The organism is Erwinia sp. INIA01, assembly GCF_025947915.1.
Lineage (GTDB): Bacteria > Pseudomonadota > Gammaproteobacteria > Enterobacterales > Enterobacteriaceae > Erwinia > Erwinia coffeiphila.
Genome location: NZ_JAPDNC010000019.1, coordinates 68,349 through 83,973 on the forward strand (window position 1 = coordinate 68,349; position 15,625 = coordinate 83,973).

Consider the following 15,625-nt stretch of genomic DNA (forward strand, 5'->3'; position numbering starts at 1 on the left):
GAATGACTTTAACGCCGTTGTTAACTGCCAGTCTGGAGACCGCGCTTAACCAGATTCTGTATCGCGATCGTGGCCTGAAAGCGGCGCGTCAACGCCTGAGTGGTAAAAGCCTTGCTATAGAACTGGCTGAGCTGAAGCAGTCAGTGACCTTTATCTTCAGCGATCGTCAGGTTGATGTGATCGGTGACTGGGCTGATAAACCCGACTGTACGGTGAAAACCCGCCTGGCTACGTTGCCGAAGCTTCGCGATCGCCAGCAGCTGACTGCGCTCATCCGCAGCGGAGAACTGGAAGTTGAAGGCGATCTGCAACTGGTTCAGCAATTTTCTGCGCTGATGGATCTGGCCGAGCTGGACCCGGCAGAGTACCTCGCCCCGTGGATTGGCGATATCGCCGCTCAGGGGATTTCGCAGTTTGCCCGCCGTGGTTTTCAGGCCGTTCGCCGTGATGTGCAGCGTAAACAAAGCTATCTGGCGCAAACGCTGACCGAAGAGTGGCGAGTTGCCCCGGGTGCGCTCGAGCTGGCATGGTTTGCTGAAGAAGTTGACGCGCTATCGGCCTCTTTCGAAGCGCTGGAAGCACGCCTGCGCAAACGGGAGGCTAAATGAGTTTCGGAGAGTTACGCCGCCTGTATTTGATCATTCGCGTGTTCCTTACTTATGGCTTAGATGAACTGATCCCGAAGATGCGCATTACCCTGCCGCTGCGGCTGTGGCGAAAATGCCTGTTCTGGCTCCCGAATCGCCATAAGAATTTGCCGTTGGGCGAGCGTCTTCGCCTGGCGCTGGAGCAGCTCGGCCCGGTATGGATTAAGTTTGGGCAGATGATGTCTACGCGGCGCGATCTGTTCCCCCGGCAGATAGCCGATCAGCTGGCGATGTTGCAGGATCGCGTTGCGCCGTTTGACGGAGCTAAAGCTCTGAAGCTGATCGAGCAGTCGTTAGGCGCACCGATTTCCAGTCAGTTTGATGATTTTGATATCACCCCGCTGGCATCAGCATCCATTGCTCAGGTGCATACGGCAACGCTGAAAGAAAACGGTAAAGCGATCGTAATCAAGGTGATTCGTCCTGATATCCTGCCGGTGATCAAAGCGGATATGAAGCTGATTAAGCGCATGGCTCGCTGGGTTCCACGCTTACTGCCGGATGGTCGCCGTTTGAGGCCGCAGGAAGTGGTCGCCGACTACGAGAAAACGCTGCTTGATGAGCTAAACCTGCTGCGTGAAGCGGCTAATGCCATTCAGCTACGCCGTAATTTCGACGGTAGCAATATGCTGTATATCCCTGAAATTTACTCAGACTATTGCAGTGAGACGATGCTGGTTATGGAGCGCATCTACGGCATCCCTATTTCGGATGTGGCAGCGCTGGAGCAGCACGGTATCAATATGAAGCTGCTGGCTGAGCGCGGCGTGCAGGTGTTCTTTACCCAGGTATTCCGCGACAGTTTTTTCCATGCGGATATGCACCCTGGGAATATTTTTGTCAGCTACGAGCATCCTGAGGATCCACAGTATATCGGCATCGACTGCGGCATTGTGGGCTCACTCAACAAAGAAGATAAACGATATCTGGCCGAGAACTTTATCGCGTTCTTCAACCGCGACTATCGCAAGGTGGCAGAACTGCACGTTGATTCAGGCTGGGTTCCGCCAGATACCAATGTGGAAGACTTTGAGTTCGCTATCCGTACGGTCTGTGAGCCCATTTTTGAGAAACCTCTTGCGGAAATCTCATTTGGTCATGTGTTGATGAACCTGTTTAATACCGCGCGTCGTTTTAATATGGAAGTGCAGCCTCAGCTGGTATTACTGCAGAAAACGCTGCTGTATGTTGAAGGGGTTGGCAGGCAGCTTTATCCGCAGCTGGATCTGTGGAAAACGGCGAAACCGTTCCTGGAAGACTGGATCAAAGATCAAATCGGTATTCCAGCTATTGTCCGGGCGTTGAAAGAAAAAGCGCCATTCTGGGCAGAAAAACTGCCGGAACTGCCGGAACTGTTTTACGACAGCCTGCGCCAGCATAAGCATTTGCAGCACAGCGTCGATCGCCTGGTCAACGAGCTTAAGGATGAAAAAGCGAAGCAGCACCAGTCGCGTTATCTGTTCGGTGTCGGTGCTACGCTGCTGCTGAGCGGTACGGCGATTCTGCTATTTCGCCCAGACTGGGATCTGCTTTCAGCCGGATCGGTTGCGGGCGGTATCGTCGCCTGGCTTCTTGGCTGGCGCAGAACAAAATGATTGTCATGAATGGTAAATAGGCAGTTTATTGCGTTGCTGCGTCAGTTTGCGCATCGTCAGCGGCAGATAAGCTGTTATATACTGCTTAACCGGCTTCAACTATTGATATCTAGAGGTAACCAATGGGCATTACTCTTCCACACTTACTGATCATCGCTGTGCTGGTGGTCCTGCTGTTCGGCACGAAAAAACTGCGTTCGCTGGGCTCCGATCTCGGTTCGTCCATCAAGGGCTTTAAAAAGGCCATGAGCGATGAAGACGATAAAGCAAAATCCACGACGCACACTGAAGATGCTGATTTTAGCGCCAAACTGGCCAATCAGCAGCAGCATAGCGAAGTGAAGAAAGAAGACGTCAAAAACGACAAGGTATAAACCGTGTTCGACATAGGCTTTAGTGAACTGGTACTGGTTTTCATTATTGGTCTGGTGGTACTCGGACCGCAACGTTTACCCGTAGCGGTCAAAACCGTTGTTGGCTGGATCCGGGCATTACGTTCGCTGGCGACCAGCGTGCAGAACGAACTGGCGCAGGAGTTAAAGCTGCAGGAATTGCAGGACGGCCTGAAGAAAATCGAAAAGGCCAGTATGGACAGCCTGTCCCCCGAGCTGAAGGCCTCTGTAGAGGAACTGAAGCAGACGGCAGAGTCGTTCAAGCGTTCCTACCTGGGCGACAATGAGAAGGCTGCGGATGAGGAAGCGCATACCATTCACAATCCGCTGGTGAAAAACGAGACTCCTCATGACGGTGCGACACCATCGCAAGCCGATCATCAGGCATCTGCGCCTGCTCAGGCACCGGAGCCAGCTGGCGTTTCGACTGAACCGTCCGTGGCTGCTGCCGCTGAACCAAAAGCGCCAAAGATCCCAGAGGCGGAGAGCGCGGTTTCCCTGCAGAAACCAGTTACTCCCACTGCTTCCCCTGTAGCCGAAAAATCCACACAACCGAGTGATGAACGATAAATATGGCCGTTGAAGATACCCAGCCCCTTATCAGTCATCTGATTGAATTACGTAAGCGTCTGTTAAACTGCATTATCGCCGTTCTGGTGATTTTCCTCTGTCTGATCTATTTCTCTAATGACATTTATCAGATGGTTGCTGCGCCGCTGATCGAGAAGATGCCTTCAGGTGCCAGCATGATTGCGACGGATGTGGCTTCGCCATTTCTGACGCCAATTAAACTGACCGTAATCGTGTCTATCTTCCTCGCCGTGCCGATTATTCTTTATCAGATCTGGGCGTTTGTTGCTCCGGCCCTGTACCGTCACGAGCGTCGGCTGGTCATGCCGCTGCTGTTTTCCAGTTCATTCCTATTCTACCTTGGAATGGCTTTCGCCTATTTTATCGTCTTCCCGTTGGCGTTTGGCTTCTTCGCAAAAACCGCGCCGCAGGGCGTACAGATTGCGACGGATATCAATAACTATCTCGACTTTGTCATGACGCTGTTTATGGCGTTTGGCGTGTCGTTTGAAGTGCCGATTGCCATCATTCTGCTCTGCTGGACAGGGGTGACTACCCCGGAAGATTTGAAGGCCAAGCGCCCTTATGTACTGGTAGGCGCGTTTGTGGTGGGAATGTTACTGACACCGCCGGATATTTTCTCCCAGACGCTGTTAGCCGTTCCGATGTACTGCCTGTTCGAAGTGGGCGTGCTGGTTTCTCGTTTCTACGTCGGGCAAAAGCGTGGGGACGATGATGAAGAGCAGGATACTGAATCGCAGTAGTCTTCTGCTACCGGCTGCTCAGGCAGGACAAACACTATTTTCTAACCGCCCGTCAGGGCGGTTACCGTTTGGAAGAGACTATGTTTGATATTGGTGTAAACCTGACCAGCACCCAGTTCGCAAAAGACCGTAAGCAAGTGGTGAAACGAGCGCGTGACGCCGGCGTTAACGGTATTTTGATCACCGGCACCAATGCGCTGGAGAGCCAGCAGGCACAAAGCCTTGCGCTGCAACACCCGGACTACTGTTGGTCCACCGCGGGTGTACATCCCCATCATGCCAGTGAATGGTCAGGGGAAACGGAGACGACCCTGCGCAGGCTGGCTGAAATGCCGCAGGTTGTTGCTATTGGTGAATGCGGTCTGGATTTTAATCGTAATTTTTCCGAGCCGGAGCAGCAGGCCTATACCTTCAATGCCCAACTGGAGCTGGCCGCCGAGCTGTCATTGCCCGTTTTTCTACACTGCCGGGAAGCCCATAGCCGTTTTATCTCTATTCTTCAGCCCTGGTTGCCCAGACTGCCTGCGGCAGTACTGCACTGTTTTACCGGTAATCGCCAGGAGTTGGAGGATTGCCTGGCGCTGGGATTATCGATTGGCATTACGGGGTGGGTTTGTGACGAGCGAAGAGGGCTGGAGCTGCGTGAACTGGTGCCGCTGATCCCGGCGGACCGCCTGCTGCTTGAAACCGATGCGCCCTGGCTGCTGCCAAGAGATATGCGCCCGCGTCCTGCTTCGCGCCGTAATGAACCCTGTTTCCTGCCGCATATTGTTGAGCAGGTTGCGTTGTTGCGCGGCGACGATGCTCATCAGCTGGCAGAGAAGACGGCGGAAAATGCGCGTCGGATTTTTCGCTTGTAAATAAGCGATATTAAGCGGGAGGCACCGATCGTCGGATATCGATCGGTGCTTAACGTTTGGGGAAGCGCTACAGTTTCTCGAACTGACAGTTGCCTACGCTACGGATCACCTGCTTGTTGAGCAGATTCAGCAGCAGAATCGATCGTGTTTCACCATCGGGCTCGGTATAGATAGCCTGCAGCCCTTCGAATGCCCCTTCGGTAATAATCACCGTATCACCCGGCTGAGCAAGACCCTCATCAAAGCCGCTCAGAACAGGCTCATTTTGCAACGCATTGATCACTTTGAGTGGCACGATTGCGGGCTGATTCCCAAAGCGAACAAAATGGCTGACGCCACGAGTCGAGCTGATGGTAGTGGTATGAATCGCCTCTGGGTTGAATTCAATAAACATATAGTTGGGGAACAGGGGTTCATCGACCTGAGTTCGTTTGCCGCGCACGATTTTTTCCAACGTAATCATTGGGCTGAAGCAATGCACGTCCTGGCGCTCAAGGTGTTCTTTCGCGCGCAGTAACTGACCTCGTTTGCAGTAAAGTAAGTACCAGGATTCCATAACGTCACTTTTAAATTATCCGACCGATAAGAATAGCAAAGTCATCTTCAGAGATATAGAGAGATTGGCGTAAGGGGAGCGCTGCGGGCGTAAAGTTGCCAACAAAACTAACCCTCAGCGGCGAATCGGCACTATAATGGCCGACTCACTGACCATATTGATGGAAAGTCATGAAATACCACGATTTACGCGACTTCCTTTCTCTGCTTGAACAGCGTGGGGAATTAAAACGCATCAAACATGAGATCGATCCCGATCTGGAAATGACCGAAATTGCCGATCGTACGCTGCGCGCCGGCGGCCCGGCATTACTGTTTGAAAACCCGAAAGGCTACAGTATGCCAGTACTGTGCAACCTGTTTGGCACGCCGGATCGCGTTGCGATGGGGATGGGGCAGGAAGATGTGAAAGCACTGCGCGATGTTGGTCGCCTGCTGGCTTTCCTGAAGGAACCCGAGCCGCCGCGTGGTTTTCGTGATTTCTTCGATAAAATGCCGCAGTGGAAGCAAGTGCTGAACATGCCGACCAAACGGCTGCGTAATGCCCCATGCCAGCAGCAGATCTGGCAGGGCGACGAAGTTGATTTAAGCCGAATTCCGGTGATGAAATGCTGGCCGGACGATGCAGCGCCGCTGGTGACCTGGGGGCTGACCGTTACGCGTGGTCCGCTAAAAGAGCGCCAGAACCTCGGCATCTATCGCCAGCAGGTTATCGGTAAGAACAAACTGATTATGCGCTGGCTTTCCCACCGCGGCGGTGCGCTTGATTTTCAGGAATGGTGCCAGCAGCATCCCGGCGAACGCTTCCCGGTGTCCGTTGCGCTGGGTGCCGATCCGGCGACCATTCTTGGAGCCGTCACGCCGGTACCGGATACGCTGTCCGAATATGCTTTTGCCGGCCTGCTGCGCGGAACGAAAACCGAAGTTGTGAAGTGTATTTCTAACGATTTAGAAGTGCCTGCCAGCGCTGAAATTGTGCTTGAAGGGTATATTGAACCGGGGGAAATGGCACCAGAAGGTCCGTATGGCGATCACACCGGTTATTACAATGAAGTGGATAGCTTCCCGGTCTTTACCATTACCCATATAACTCAGCGGCAGGATGCAATTTATCATTCAACCTATACCGGGCGGCCGCCAGATGAGCCTGCTGTGCTGGGTGTGGCGTTGAATGAAGTCTTTGTTCCGATTCTGCAAAAGCAGTTCCCGGAAATTGTCGACTTCTATTTGCCGCCGGAAGGCTGCTCGTACCGCCTGGCCGTGGTAACCATCAAAAAACAGTACGCCGGGCACGCAAAACGCGTGATGATGGGCGTATGGTCATTCCTGCGACAGTTCATGTACACCAAATTTGTTATCGTATGCGATGACGATGTGAACGCCCGCGACTGGAACGATGTTATTTGGGCGATCACTACACGTATGGATCCCGCCCGTGATACCGTACTGGTAGAAAACACGCCGATCGACTACCTTGATTTCGCATCACCGGTTTCCGGGCTGGGGTCCAAAATGGGTCTTGATGCCACGAATAAATGGCCTGGTGAAACGCAGCGTGAATGGGGAACGCCGATCCGCAAAGATCCTGCCGTTACCGCCCGCATTGATGCAATTTGGGATGAGTTAGGCATCTTGAGTGATACACCGGCGCGTTGATGCACCGGTGGTCAAATGATAATGACGACCCGACAGAGGGACCGCATGACAACCTTAAGCTGTAAAGTGACCTCGGTAGAGGCGATTACCGATACCGTGTACCGAGTCCGTATGATCCCGGAAGCTGACTTCAGTTTCCGCGCAGGGCAATATTTGATGGTGGTGATGGACGAGCGCGATAAGCGCCCGTTCTCTCTGGCTTCTACGCCGATGGAAAAAGACATCATCGAGCTGCATATCGGCGCATCTGAGCTGAACCTCTATGCGATGGCGGTGATGGAACGTATCCAGCAGCAGCGCCAGATTACCGTTGATATTCCACACGGTGAGGCGTGGCTGCGTGAAGAGGGCGATCGTCCGCTGGTGCTGATTGCCGGTGGTACTGGTTTCTCCTACGCGCGCTCTATTCTTCTGACGGCGCTATCCCAGCAGCCCGATCGTCATATCGCCATTTACTGGGGCGGACGTGAGCTGAAACACCTGTACGATCTCGATGAGCTGAACGCGCTGGCGATTAAGCATCCGAATCTGAAAGTGGTACCGGTTGTTGAGCAGACGGAAGAGGGCTTTACCGGACGTACGGGTACCGTACTGACCGCCGTGATGCAGGACTACGGCAGCCTGGCCGATCACGATATCTATATTGCTGGCCGCTTTGAGATGGCGAAGATTGCCCGTGAACGTTTCTGTGCCGAGCGTGGCGCTCAGGAAGCGCGCATGTTTGGCGATGCGTTTGCTTTCTTCTGATGCAGGAGGGCAGTGAACCTGCCCTGTTGATCCTTAGCGTAAAAAACCCGCCCCTGACAGGCGGGAAATTGAACAGTGAAACTTCCAGACTAACGTATCAGACCCTTTCAAATATCGTTGCGATCCCCTGACCCAGCCCGATACACATGGTCGCCAGACCAAACTGTTTATCATGGCGTTCCAGCAGATTTAGCAGTGTTGTACTGATCCTCGCACCCGAGCAGCCAAGCGGGTGGCCCAGCGCAATGGCTCCGCCGTTAAGATTCACCTTGTCATCCAGCTTATCCAGCAGCCCCAGATCTTTAATACACGGCAGGGTTTGTGCGGCAAAGGCTTCGTTTAGCTCAAAGATATCAATGTCGTTGATGCTCAGCCCGGCACGTTTCAATGCCAGCTGCGATGCCGGCACCGGGCCATAGCCCATAATTGACGGATCGCAGCCAACCACGGCCATAGAACGAATTCGCGCTCTTGGTTTCAGGCCCAGTTCTGCACTGCGTGACTCACTCATTACCAGCATGGCAGCGGCGCCATCCGACAGCGCCGAAGAGCTGCCTGCGGTGACGGTGCCGTTAATGGGGTCGAACGCCGGGCGCAGCGCAGCCAGACTTTCTACCGTGGTATCCGGGCGGATGACTTCATCAAAGTCGTAGCGTTTAAGAACGCCATCGGCATCGTGGCCGGAGACCGCGACAATCTCATTGTTGAAATGGCCTGCCTGGGTGGCTGCCCAGGCGCGCTGGTGAGAGCGTGCGGCAAACTGGTCCTGCATTTCACGCCCGATCCCGTGCAGGCGGGCCAGCATCTCGGCCGTCAGGCCCATCATACCGGCGGCTTTGGCCACGCTTCGGCTCAGGCCCGGATGGAAGTCTACGCCATGGCTCATTGGCACATGGCCCATATGCTCGACGCCGCCAATCAGGCAGGATGATGCATCACCAACCATGATGGCCCTTGCTGCATCGTGCAGTGCCTGCATGGATGAACCGCAAAGCCGGTTTACGGTGGTTGCCGGTACGCGATGCGGAATTTCCGCCAGCAGCGCCGCATTACGGGCGATGTTAAATCCCTGTTCCAGCGTTTGCTGCACGCAGCCCCAGTAGATATCATCCAGTGATGCGGCATCCAGTGCCGGATTACGGCTTAACAGACTGCGCATCAGATGCGCTGAAAGATCCTCTGCACGTACATGACGGAAGGCTCCGCCTTTTGAGCGGCCCATTGGCGTGCGGATGGCATCAACAATAACAACTTTTTCCATTTTCTTTTCCTCACGACGTTTTCAGGGTTGCGTCACTCAGCGGTGCCGCCAGGGGATACCAGGTTTCTGCGTTATTGGCTTTCTCACGCAGCATTTCCGGGATTTCATACAGCGCCCCCAGATTAATAAAAGGTTCAGCCTGTGCGACAAAGCGATCGCTGCCCAGCGTATCCAGGTAACGGAAAACACCACCGTGGAACGGCGGGAAACCCAGTCCGTAGACCAGCGCCATATCGGCTTCTGCCGGTGAAGCGATAACACCTTCTTCCAGACAGCGTACAACCTCGTTGATCATCGGGATCATCATGCGTGAAACGATCTCGCTATCACTGAACGCACGCTTCGGTTGGCAAACCTCCTGAAGAATAGCGTCGGTTGCGGTATCGCTGACTTTTTTTGCTTTGCCTTTGCTGTCCGTTTCCCAGCGCCAGAAGCCAAGCTGGTTTTTCTGCCCGAAACGGCCAGCATCAAACAGGACATCAATCGCATCGCGATAGTTTTTACTCATGCGCTGCGGGAAACCCGCCGCCATAACGCTTTGTGCGTGATGGGCGGTATCAATGCCCACGACATCCAGCAGCCACGACGGGCCCATCGGCCAGCCAAACTGCTTTTCCATCACTTTATCGATCTGGCGAAAATCAGCGCCGTCGCGCAGCAGCTGGCTGAAGCCAGCGAAATAGGGGAAGAGTACGCGGTTAACAAAGAATCCCGGGCAATCGTTCACCACGATGGGCGTTTTACCCATTTTACTGGCCCATGCCACCACGCTGGCGATAGTGCTGTCGGCAGTCTTTTCACCGCGAATGACCTCGACCAGCGGCATACGCGGCACCGGGTTAAAGAAGTGCATACCGCAGAAGTTTTCCGGGCGCGTTAGCGCCTTCGCCAGCTGGCTGATAGGAATAGTCGAAGTATTAGATGCCAGGATGGCATCTGGACGAATCTGTTGTTCTGTTTCAGCCAGCACGGCCGCTTTTACTTTGGGATTTTCGACAACCGCTTCAACGACGATATCAACGCGGTCGAAGCCAGCGTAATGCAGCGTCGGCTGTATGGTGCCGATGACGCTGGCCAGCTTCAGACCATCAATTTTCCCACGCGCCAGCTGTTTATTAAGCAGTTTCGCGGCTTCACTCATGCCGGTATGCAGGGATTTCTCGCTGATATCCTTCATGATGATCGGTACGCCTTTCCATGCCGACTGGTAAGCAATACCGCCCCCCATAATACCTGCGCCCAGCACGGCGGCCTGTTTGGGCGTTTCGGTGTTACGGGTCAGTTTTTTGGCTTTGGCTTTGATAGCCTGATCGTTGAGGAAGATACCGACCAGAGCGCGTGCTTCATTAGATCGCGCCAGTGGTACGAACGCAGCGGTTTCCAGCTTCAGTGCTTCGTCGCGGCCCAGAGTAGCGGCGGCTTCAATAGTTTTGACCGCGGTTATCGGTGCGGGATAGTGCTTACCGGCGGTTTGCATCACCATGGCTTTGGCGGTGGTAAAGCTCATGGCCGTTTCAATTTTACTCAGCTTCAGCGGTTCAAGCTTCGGCTGGCGACGTTCGCGCCATGGCTGTTTATTGGCGATGGCTTCTTTCAATACGGTCAGCGCAGCGACAGCCAGTTTTTCTTCCTTAACGACCGCATCAACCAGGCCTACTTTGAGCGCCTGACCCGCGTCGATATCTTTTCCGGCAGCGATGATTTCCAGCGCACTGTCGGCCCCCAACAGGCGCGGCAGGCGTACTGAGCCGCCAAAGCCAGGCATAATCCCTAATTTCGTTTCCGGCAGGCCGATGCGTGTATTCTCGGTCGCGATGCGGAAATCCGTCGCCAGTACACACTCGCAGCCACCGCCCAGCGCATAGCCATTAATGGCGGAGACGGTGGGGACCGGTAAATCCTCCAGGCGGTTGAAAATGCCGTTAGCAAAAGCCAGCCATCCCGCCAGCTGTTCAGCCGGTGCGGTAAACAGCGAGAGGAATTCGGTAATATCTGCCCCAACGATAAAGGCGGGTTTTGCGGAGCTGAGCAGTACGCCACGCAGCTGCGGCAGCTGTTCCAGCACTGCAATCGCCTCTCCCAGACTGGCCACGGTCCGGGTATCCAGTTTATTGACTGAGCCTGGGGCATTAAAAACCAGTTCGGCTATGCCATCTTCCAGCCAGTCGAGGGAAAGCGTTTCGCCTTGGTAGAGCATGTCTGTCTCCTGAGCTGCGGTAAAGGGATCTGGTCATACCAGATGATCGTGAGTGTGTAATCTATGTTAATTATTTGCAAATGAGAGTTTGCCAATTTGCAAACAAGATCACAGCTGAGGCAAAACGGCACGGCCAGACAGGCTGTGGTAAGATGCGGACAATTTGATCATCACGGAGACAGGGCAATGGAATCACTGGTAACGCTTTATCAGGATCATGTGAAAACGCTGCAGCAGCGTGCGCAGCAGGTACTGGCGCGCCACAATCTTGATGCAATGCTGATTCACTCAGGGGAACTACTGACGGTGTTCCTCGACGATCACAGCTATCCGTTTAAGGTTAATCCTCAGTTCAAAGCCTGGGTGCCGGTCACGCAGGTCCCCAACTGCTGGCTGTGGATCGATGGCGTCAATAAGCCGAAACTGTGGTTCTACTCTCCGGTGGACTACTGGCATAACGTAGAGCCGCTGCCGCAGAGTTTCTGGACCGATGAGATTGAAATTATTGCCCTGAAAAATGCCGATGATATTGCGCAGCTACTGCCTTCAGCGCGCAATAATGTCGCGTATATTGGCCCGGTTGCCGCGCGTGCTGCGCAGCTGGGATTCAGCACTGAGTCGATTAATCCGGCGGGCGTGCTGAATTATCTGCATTACCATCGCTCCTATAAGACCAGCTACGAACTTTACTGTATGCGCCAGGCGCAGAAGATTGCCGTCAGCGGCCATCGTGCAGCGAAAGAGGCCTTCCTGTCAGGTATGAGCGAGTTTGACATTAATATCGCCTATCTTAGCGCGACCGGGCACCGTGATACGGATGTTCCCTATGACAACATCATTGCACTCAATGAGCATGCTGCAGTGCTGCACTACACTAAACTGCAGCATCAGGTACCGGAACATCGGCGCAGTTTCCTGATCGACGCGGGGGCGGAATATCAGGGCTATGCGGCAGATTTGACCCGCACCTTTGCGGCGAGTGAAAGCAGCGAGTATGCGCAGCTGATTAAAGATATGAACACTGAGGAGCTGGCGCTTATTGCCACAATGAAAGCCGGTGTGCGCTATACCGAATATCATCAGCAGATGCATTTCCGCCTTGCCGGCCTGTTGCTTAAACATCAGCTGGTAAAAGGGATCAGCGCCGAGGCAATGGTTAAAGAAGATATCACCGGGCCGTTTATGCCTCACGGTGTGGGCCATCCGCTGGGATTACAGGTGCATGACGTCGCTGGATTTATGCAGGATGACAGCGGTACTCACCTGGCGGCACCTGCGCAGTATCCTTACCTGCGCTGCACGCGTATCCTGGAACCGGGTATGGTACTTACGATCGAACCCGGGATTTATTTCATCGACTCGTTGCTGGAGCCCTGGCGCAGCGGTAAGTTCAGCCAGCATTTCGACTGGGATAAAATTGACGCGCTCAAGCCTTATGGCGGTATCCGTATTGAGGATAACGTCGTGATTCATGCGAATCGGGTGGAAAATATGACCCGCGACCTGCATCTTTCCTGATGGAGGCCTGGGAAGTTCCTGCTGAGTCTTGCAGCTACAGCGAGGAAATTAAGAAAAGCCGCTTTATCACTCTGCTGGCGCATACGGACGGGGTAGAGGCGGCTCGGGCTTTCGTCCAGCAGATTAAGCTGGAGCATCCAACGGCCCGGCATCACTGCTGGGCATGGGTGGCCGGTGCACCGGATGATTCGCAAAAGCTGGGGTTTTCCGATGATGGCGAACCTTCTGGCACTGCCGGAAAGCCGATGCTGGCCCAGCTGATGGGTAACAATATTGGTGAGATTACTGCCGTCGTAGTGCGCTATTATGGCGGTATCCAGCTTGGAACGGGGGGGCTGGTTAAGGCCTATGGCGGTGGGGTGCAGCAGGCGCTGCGTCTGTTAACCCGTAAAATAAAAGCCCCGATGCTGAATTTCCTGCTGGTCTGCGACTATGCGCAGCTGGGGGATATTGAACGAATGATTGCTCGCTTTGACGGACTGCTGCTGAATAGCGAGTTTCTGCAAAATATTACGCTTACTCTGGCGTTACCTCATGCTCAGCTTGCAGATTTTTCTAAGAATCTGTCGGACTTCAGCCGGGGCTTACTACAGCTGGTCCCGCTTAAATAACTTTTACGTCAGGAAAGGAACGGCAGAATGCATTTTCGTGCCATTACCCGCATAGTGGGTTTACTGGTCATTTTATTCTCAGGCACGATGATTGTGCCGGGGCTGGTGGCTTTAATTTACCGCGACGGGGCCGGACGTGCATTTACGCAGACGTTCTTTATGGCGCTGATGATCGGCACCCTGCTGTGGTGGCCAAACCGCAAGCAAAAGAGCGAGCTTAAACCACGAGAAGGATTTCTGATCGTCGTGCTGTTCTGGACCGTTCTGGGGAGCGTAGGGGCAATGCCCTTTATTTTCGCGGAACAGCCAAACCTTTCCATAACAGATGCATTTTTCGAATCCTTCTCCGGCCTGACGACAACGGGGGCGACGACGTTGGTGGGGCTGGATTCGCTGCCTAAGGCGATTTTGTTTTATCGGCAAATGCTGCAATGGCTCGGTGGTATGGGGATCATTGTTCTGGCCGTTGCCATTTTACCTATCCTTGGCGTTGGTGGGATGCAGCTTTATCGCGCAGAAATGCCCGGCCCGCTGAAAGATAATAAAATGCGCCCGCGTATTGCGGAGACGGCCAAAACGCTGTGGCTGATCTACGTATTGCTCACTGTTGCCTGTGCCGTTTCATTATGGGTCGCCGGGATGCCGCTGTTTGATGCGATAGGCCATAGCTTTGCGACTATCGCGATTGGTGGGTTCTCCACGCACGATGCCAGCGTTGGCTATTTTAATAGCCCAACCATCAACACGATTATCGCCATCTTTTTACTGATCTCCGGTTGTAACTACGGTCTGCATTTCTCGTTATTGAGCGGACGCAGCCTTCGAGTCTACTGGCGCGATCCTGAATTCCGTATGTTTATTGGCGTACAGTTAACGCTCGTCATTATTTGTACGATCGTTTTGTGGTTCCATGGGGTTTATAAAAGCGGGATGCAGACGCTGAATCAGGCGTTCTTCCAGGTTGTCTCTATGGCAACGACTGCAGGGTTTACGACAGACAGTATCGCCCACTGGCCGCTATTCCTGCCCGTACTGCTTCTTTGTTCTGCCTTTATTGGCGGCTGTGCGGGTTCAACGGGCGGTGGGCTGAAGGTTATCCGTATTCTGCTGCTGTTTAAGCAGGGCTCACGTGAGTTGAAAAGGCTGGTACACCCTAATGCGGTTTATACGATCAAACTCGGTAACCGCGCGCTGCCGGAACGTATCCTGGAAGCCGTCTGGGGATTTTTCTCAGCCTATGCGCTGGTATTCATTCTCAGTATGTTGGCGATCATCGCAACCGGGGTTGATGACTTCTCCGCGTTTGCAGCCGTAACCGCAACGCTGAACAACCTCGGCCCGGGGCTGGGCGTTGTGGCTGATAATTTCACTTCGATGAATGATACCGCTAAGTGGATCTTGATTTTGACGATGCTGTTTGGGCGTCTTGAAGTCTTTACGTTGTTAGTTTTGTTTACGCCAACCTTCTGGCGTGAGTAAGTGAGAGTGTAATCATGAAAGCGCTAGTTCTGTATTCCAGCCGCGATGGCCAGACCCGAGAGATCGCCTCCTATATAGCAAACTTACTGAATAAGGAGAGGGAGTGCGATGTTTTCAATATTCATCACGTCGGTGAGATTGACTGGACACAGTACGATCGGGTGTTGATTGGTGCATCTATTCGCTATGGTCATTTCCATCCGCAGGTGGCGAAGTTTGTGAAAAAACACCTTCATTCTTTGCAACAGCGCCAGAGTGGTTTTTTCTCCGTAAATCTGACTGCGCGAAAAGCAGAGAAGCGTACGCCGCAGACCAACGCTTATACGCGTAAGTTCCTTATCCAGTCGCCATGGGAACCTGACTGCTGCGCGGTGTTTGCAGGCGCGCTGCGATATCCACGCTATGGACTGTTCGATCGCTTCATGATTCAGCTGATTATGCGCATGACTGGCGGCGAAACGGATTCAAGTAAAGAAGTGGAGTACACAGACTGGCAGCAGGTGGCCCGTTTTGCCCATGAATTTGCTGTATTACCAGGCAAACTGTAGTAAAAAACCGCGGTTCGTTGAAAAAAAGCTCGCTCGGTAATTTTTTTGCAATAAAGACTTGTCAGCCGTCGAGAACTGCCTATAATGCGCAACCACTGAGACGGCACAGCGACTGACAAGTCAGCCACTCAGGAGGTTCAGGAAGTTGTCTGAACCGCCGGAAAAAACTTCTCAAAAAGAAGTTGACTCCGAAGGAGGAAAGCGTAATATACGCCACCTCGCAGC

15 protein-coding genes are annotated in these 15,625 nt (G+C 53.6%); 12 read left to right on the plus strand and 3 right to left on the minus strand.

What is annotated here, in order from left to right; genetic code table 11:
- Nucleotides 1-2 precede the first annotated feature (2 nt).
- The 6 genes from ubiJ to tatD all read left to right on the plus strand — a co-directional run bounded on the left by ubiJ (nucleotide 3) and on the right by tatD (nucleotide 4,828).
- Nucleotides 3-608 (plus strand): ubiquinone biosynthesis protein UbiJ, encoded by a 606-nt coding sequence (gene ubiJ / locus OMR58_RS24055; protein WP_105595173.1) that lies wholly within the window; start codon nucleotides 3-5, stop codon nucleotides 606-608.
- Complete coding sequence (ubiB, locus tag OMR58_RS24060) at nucleotides 605-2,242, plus strand: ubiquinone biosynthesis regulatory protein kinase UbiB (protein ID WP_264547164.1); 1,638 nt, start codon at nucleotides 605-607, stop codon at nucleotides 2,240-2,242. The genes ubiJ and ubiB overlap by 4 nt, the downstream gene beginning before the upstream one ends.
- 122 nt (nucleotides 2,243-2,364) lie before the next feature.
- The gene (tatA, locus tag OMR58_RS24065) at nucleotides 2,365-2,616 is read left to right on the plus strand and encodes a twin-arginine translocase TatA/TatE family subunit (RefSeq protein ID WP_105595175.1); all 252 of its coding nucleotides are present in this window, start codon (nucleotides 2,365-2,367) and stop codon (nucleotides 2,614-2,616) included.
- A gap of 3 nt (nucleotides 2,617-2,619) precedes the next feature.
- Nucleotides 2,620-3,204, plus strand: coding sequence for a Sec-independent protein translocase protein TatB (gene tatB, locus OMR58_RS24070; protein WP_264547165.1), 585 nt, complete (start codon nucleotides 2,620-2,622; stop codon nucleotides 3,202-3,204).
- A 2-nt stretch (nucleotides 3,205-3,206) separates the two neighbouring features.
- Complete coding sequence (gene tatC / locus OMR58_RS24075) at nucleotides 3,207-3,968, plus strand: Sec-independent protein translocase subunit TatC (protein ID WP_105595177.1); 762 nt, start codon at nucleotides 3,207-3,209, stop codon at nucleotides 3,966-3,968.
- An 80-nt stretch (nucleotides 3,969-4,048) separates the two neighbouring features.
- Complete coding sequence (tatD, locus tag OMR58_RS24080; protein ID WP_264547166.1) at nucleotides 4,049-4,828, plus strand: 3'-5' ssDNA/RNA exonuclease TatD; 780 nt, start codon at nucleotides 4,049-4,051, stop codon at nucleotides 4,826-4,828.
- Nucleotides 4,829-4,895: 67 nt separating this feature from the next.
- Here tatD and rfaH read toward each other — a convergent pair whose 3' ends face one another.
- A complete protein-coding gene (gene rfaH / locus OMR58_RS24085; protein ID WP_264547167.1) occupies nucleotides 4,896-5,384 on the minus strand; it encodes a transcription/translation regulatory transformer protein RfaH in 489 nt (162 codons plus the stop codon).
- A 170-nt stretch (nucleotides 5,385-5,554) separates the two neighbouring features.
- Between rfaH and ubiD the strand changes: the two genes are divergently transcribed.
- Nucleotides 5,555-7,039 carry a 4-hydroxy-3-polyprenylbenzoate decarboxylase gene (gene ubiD / locus OMR58_RS24090; RefSeq protein ID WP_105595180.1) on the plus strand — a complete coding sequence of 495 codons (1,485 nt, stop codon included), beginning with the start codon at nucleotides 5,555-5,557 and terminating at the stop codon, nucleotides 7,037-7,039.
- Nucleotides 7,040-7,084: 45 nt separating this feature from the next.
- Nucleotides 7,085-7,786 carry an NAD(P)H-flavin reductase gene (gene fre / locus OMR58_RS24095; protein WP_105595181.1) on the plus strand — a complete coding sequence of 234 codons (702 nt, stop codon included), beginning with the start codon at nucleotides 7,085-7,087 and terminating at the stop codon, nucleotides 7,784-7,786.
- A gap of 97 nt (nucleotides 7,787-7,883) precedes the next feature.
- Here fre and fadA read toward each other — a convergent pair whose 3' ends face one another.
- A complete protein-coding gene (gene fadA / locus OMR58_RS24100; protein ID WP_200562760.1) occupies nucleotides 7,884-9,047 on the minus strand; it encodes an acetyl-CoA C-acyltransferase FadA in 1,164 nt (387 codons plus the stop codon).
- A 10-nt stretch (nucleotides 9,048-9,057) separates the two neighbouring features.
- Nucleotides 9,058-11,244 carry a fatty acid oxidation complex subunit alpha FadB gene (gene fadB, locus OMR58_RS24105; RefSeq protein WP_264547168.1) on the minus strand — a complete coding sequence of 729 codons (2,187 nt, stop codon included), beginning with the start codon at nucleotides 11,242-11,244 and terminating at the stop codon, nucleotides 9,058-9,060.
- Between the two features lie 186 nt (nucleotides 11,245-11,430).
- On the opposite strand from fadB, the gene pepQ reads away from it, so the two are divergent.
- Genes pepQ through hemG form a run of 4 tightly spaced genes read left to right on the plus strand, consistent with a single transcriptional unit; the run spans nucleotide 11,431 to nucleotide 15,400 of the window.
- Entirely contained in the window at nucleotides 11,431-12,762 is a 1,332-nt protein-coding gene (pepQ, locus tag OMR58_RS24110) for a Xaa-Pro dipeptidase (RefSeq protein ID WP_264547169.1), read from the plus strand.
- Nucleotides 12,762-13,373, plus strand: coding sequence for an IMPACT family protein (locus OMR58_RS24115; protein WP_264547170.1), 612 nt, complete (start codon nucleotides 12,762-12,764; stop codon nucleotides 13,371-13,373). The genes pepQ and OMR58_RS24115 overlap by 1 nt, the downstream gene beginning before the upstream one ends.
- A 27-nt stretch (nucleotides 13,374-13,400) precedes the next feature.
- Nucleotides 13,401-14,852 (plus strand): Trk system potassium transporter TrkH, encoded by a 1,452-nt coding sequence (gene trkH / locus OMR58_RS24120; protein WP_105595186.1) that lies wholly within the window; start codon nucleotides 13,401-13,403, stop codon nucleotides 14,850-14,852.
- 14 nt (nucleotides 14,853-14,866) lie between these two features.
- Nucleotides 14,867-15,400: a menaquinone-dependent protoporphyrinogen IX dehydrogenase gene (gene hemG / locus OMR58_RS24125; protein ID WP_105595187.1), complete on the plus strand. Its 534-nt coding sequence runs from the start codon at nucleotides 14,867-14,869 to the stop codon at nucleotides 15,398-15,400.
- The last annotated feature ends 225 nt before the right edge of the window (nucleotides 15,401-15,625 follow it).